This is a genomic window from Komagataeibacter intermedius TF2 (assembly GCF_000964425.1).
Taxonomy (GTDB): Bacteria; Pseudomonadota; Alphaproteobacteria; order Acetobacterales; family Acetobacteraceae; genus Komagataeibacter; species Komagataeibacter intermedius.
Map to the genome: position 1 here is coordinate 1 of NZ_BANF01000172.1, position 4029 is coordinate 4029.

The window sequence follows — 4029 nt, forward strand, 5'->3', positions numbered from 1 at the left end:
CGTCACTTCACAGATGAGTCAGAGACAGTAGCCCTTGGTATTACGCAAAATCGGCGCCCAATGCCTGGAATGCGACAGCAGTTCCGCTCCTTAACATGCCGTCATTCTGAATTTCTCCGGAGAATTTCTTATGCCATCCGATCTCAATAGCGATGTCGTCATTGTAGGTACTGGCGTAGTCGGCTGTCTGATAGCAGAACAGGCTTTGGATGCCGGGTTTTCGGTGCTCATGCTTGAAGCTGGGCCCCGTGTCAGTCGCGACACAATTGTCGAAAACTACCGTAATCTGGCGCCCACATTGCGCAACCACTGGAATGCGCCGTACCCGCCCAAGCCGTGGGCGCCTCACCTTGAGACACGCACTCCAGACGAGGCCTCTTCTTATCTTGATCTGACCGGACCGAATGCAAAGGCCTACGAGCAGGGGTATGTCCGCTACGCGGGGGGTGCCACCTGGCATTGGGCAGGTATCTGCTGGCGTATGACGCCTGACGATTTACGTCTCAAAAGCCTCTATGGAGTAGGACGCGACTGGGCTTTTTCTTACGATGTGCTGGAGCCTTATTATGCGCGCGCCGAACATGCGATGGGTGTCTGTGGCCCCGGTGATCCGGCTTTACAGTGGCCTCCAAATACAGCGCGTTCGCGGCCCTACCCGATGGGACCCATTCCCTTCGGGCCTGGCGAACAGCGGTTGACCGATGTCGCTGCGACCCTTGGCATGCAGAACCTGCCGGCGCCCCAGGCACGTAATAGTGGCGTTTCGTTTGACGGCCGCCCTCCCTGTTGTGGAAACAACAACTGTTTTCCGGTCTGTCCGATCGCTGCCAAATATGATGCTGCAACAGCTCTACCGCGCATCGAAGCAAAGGGCGGTCAGATCATCACGAACGCTGTCGCGTACCGTGTTGAAACGAATAGTCAGAAGAAGGTCGCGGCAATCCATTATTTTGATTCCGACAAGAATTCACACTCAGTTGCCGGAAAGATCTTCGTTCTCGCTTGCAACGGAATAGAAACGCCCAAGCTGCTCCTTCTGTCGGCTGACGAGAAAAATCCCTCTGGTGTCGCCAATAGTTCGGATCAAGTCGGTCGTAATATGATGGATCAGCCAAAACTGGTTGCGGATGTCGAAATGACTGAACCGCTCTGGACCGGCGTAGGACCTGTCCAGAGCAGCAGTATCATGAACACGAGCCAGGGCGAGTTTCGACGCGACTATGCCGGTGCAATGTTCCGTATGGAAAACATGGCACGGAGTACACTCGGTGGTCTGGCTGCTCTGGAAAAAGGTTTATACGGAAAGGCTCTTGATCAAGAAATTCGCCGGCTGTCGGCCTGCACGGCGCGCCTGACAGTTGAGCACGAACCTCTGCCGCTACCATTTAACCGGCTGACTCTCTCTGACAAACAGGATTGGCTGGGTCTAAGCCGTCCGCGCATCCACTATGATGTCGGCGACTATGTGCGTCGAAGCGCCGAGCAATACACAATACCGCTTCTAAAAAAGCTGGCGGCAGCCCTGGGAGCGACAGATATCAGGATCTCGCCTGAGTTTTTACACAGTGATCATATCATGGGTGGCGTCATCATGGGCAATGATCCGAAGGATTCCGTCGTGGACGTAGATTGTCGTGCCCATGACCATGAGAATCTCTTTCTTCCCGGTGGGGGCGCAATGACCACGGGCGGCAGCGGAAATAGTACAATAACCATGGCGGCATTGGCCATCAAGGCCGCAGATGCGATCATCGGGCAACTGCATCATGGCTAAAATGATGCATAGCAGATTGCCAGACAGGATAACCCTTCTCGGAGCTTTTTGCACCTCGATATTTCTTTACGGCACGGCTTCGGCACAAAGCGACGGATCAACTGATCGAGGCGCCTACATAGCTGTGACCTCCGATTGTGTGGCCTGTCACACAGCGCCTGGCGGCAAGCCGTTTTCTGGCGGCCTGGCAATGAAAACACCGCTTGGCACGATGTATTCGACAAACATTACGCCATCCAGAACATTCGGTATCGGTGATTACAGCGAAGCAGATTTCTCGCGTGCTGTGAGAAAAGGTATTCGCAAGGACGGGCGCAATCTTTATCCTGCCATGCCCTACACGGCATATTCGTACATGACAGATCAGGACGTACACGACCTGTATGTTTATTTCATGAAATCCGTTCAGTCAGTAGAAAGCGCTCCGTCGAAAACGTCTCTTCCCTTTCCGATGAACATTCGGGGTTCGATGATGTTCTGGAATGTGCTTTTTCGTAACGACAGGACTTTCCAACCCGATCCATCCCGCTCGTCAGAATGGAACCGCGGCGCGTATCTTGCGCAAGGACCGGCGCATTGTGGAACATGTCATACTCCTCGAGGATTTCTCATGCAGGAGAAATCCTCCAAGGATTTGGGTGGCGCGAGCCTGGGTGCATGGTATGCACCTAATATAACTTCAGATAAAATAAGCGGGATAGGCAACTGGTCGCGTGAAAATATAAAGACCTATCTAAAAACGGGCCATATTGACGGGCTCGCGCAAGCCGCCGATGGAATGGGAGAAGCGGTCGAACACAGTTTCCAGCATTTGACAGATGCCGACCTGAACGCGCTGGCAACATATCTTGCGACCACGAAGCCTGTTCGTGACCCCGCAGACGGAGAAGTTTCACGCTTCGTGCTGGGAAAGCCTACTTCCAGCGCTGATGAGGTCAGAGGAGGTCGACCTATCCGCTCAGATGATAATCCAAATATATCTGGTGCGGAACTGTTTATGGGCAACTGCGCATCCTGCCACAATTACCGGGCACAGGGCAGTCGGGACGGTTATTACCCTTCATTGTGGCATAACTCCGTCACAGGGGCCTCCAGTCCAGACAACCTGATCGCAACCATTCTGTTCGGTGTTGACCGGCATGTGTCTGACGCCGAGGCTTTCATGCCTGGTTTTGGCGGCAAGAAAACAGATGCCACTCAACTGAATGATTCGGAAATAGCAAAGCTTTCGAAATATATCTTTGATACCTACGGTAGGAAAAATGTCTCCGTGTCGGCATCGCAGGTCGCTCTCATCCGTCATGGTGGTGCTCGGTCACCACTGCTCGTTTTAATCCGTGTCGGTATGGCAGCGGGCGCCATTCTCTTAGCACTCGGGTGCTTCTGGCGTGTACGGAAAATTGTTAAATAAATAATCGAAAGAGGGCTAGTTCTCATGGTCTCAAAAACTCGCACTTCGAGACACTTCATATCCTTGATCGTGGTATGCGCGATCACCGTGGTGTCCGCAGCGACTTCTGCATACGCGCAGGATACAAAAAAAACCGCCGATCTCAAGAAGGACATCGTCGGTGTCTGGGGGCTTGTTTCTTACAAAGTGGAAGACAAAGAGACGGGGCGAACGATTGATGCAATGGGTTCTTCCCCTCGGGGGCGTGTCATTTTTACACCTCACGGGTGGGTCGCATTTAACCTTGAGGGCAGCGATCGACAGCCGCCAAAGACAGATGTGGAGCGCGCCCATCTTATGAAGACTCTCGTTGCCTACATTGGGCGCTACAGGATCGAAGGAAACCAGTGGGTCACGAATGTGCAGACTGCCTGGACGCCCGAATGGGTCGGGACGGAGCAAAGGCGTACCATTGAAATTAATGGTGATTTTGCAAATGTTATTACACCTTGGCGAATAATGCCAAACTGGGACTCGGGGAAGCTCTCCCGCAGTATCATCCGATTTAAACGGATCGAGTGATCTAGCAACTATGTTTAAGCGGATGAGGCAACGCGCCAGGGCGAGCCTGTTTTCAGGATAGCATTTGCGATTGTGACTAGACGTCGTGCAATCGCGATGAGTGGGGTTTGCCACGCTGCTTTATGCGGCTGGCAACAGCTTTGAGAACGGGATTATTGCAGGCAGCTGTCATTCGGTCTGGAACAGGAGGGAGTGGAGAAATCTTCTTCCCCCTGAAATGACACGTTTTCAACGCTGCTTAGCACTACAGTTGTGTTTTGATGCGAGATATGATTCCGTGTGT

The 4029-nt window shown here is 52.9% G+C and carries 3 protein-coding genes; all 3 read left to right on the top strand.

Annotated features, from left to right (window positions below; translation table 11 throughout):
* The first annotated feature begins 130 nt into the window (after window positions 1–130).
* Window positions 131–1774: a GMC family oxidoreductase gene (locus B7449_RS15175; protein ID WP_039736274.1), complete on the top strand. Its 1644-nt coding sequence runs from the start codon at window positions 131–133 to the stop codon at window positions 1772–1774.
* A complete protein-coding gene (locus B7449_RS15180) occupies window positions 1767–3185 on the top strand; it encodes a cytochrome c (protein WP_039736275.1) in 1419 nt (472 codons plus the stop codon). Before B7449_RS15175 ends, B7449_RS15180 begins: the two co-directional genes overlap by 8 nt.
* 69 nt (window positions 3186–3254) lie before the next feature.
* On the top strand, window positions 3255–3746 hold the full coding sequence (locus B7449_RS15185; RefSeq protein WP_242407832.1) for a lipocalin-like domain-containing protein: 492 nt from the start codon (window positions 3255–3257) through the stop codon (window positions 3744–3746).
* The last annotated feature ends 283 nt before the right edge of the window (window positions 3747–4029 follow it).

Coding starts and splice junctions, on each gene's coding strand:
- B7449_RS15180 (WP_039736275.1), top strand. CDS start 1,767: ATGGCTAAAATGATGCATAGCAGATTGCCAGACAGGATAACCCTTCTC.
- B7449_RS15175 (WP_039736274.1), top strand. CDS start 131: ATGCCATCCGATCTCAATAGCGATGTCGTCATTGTAGGTACTGGCGTA.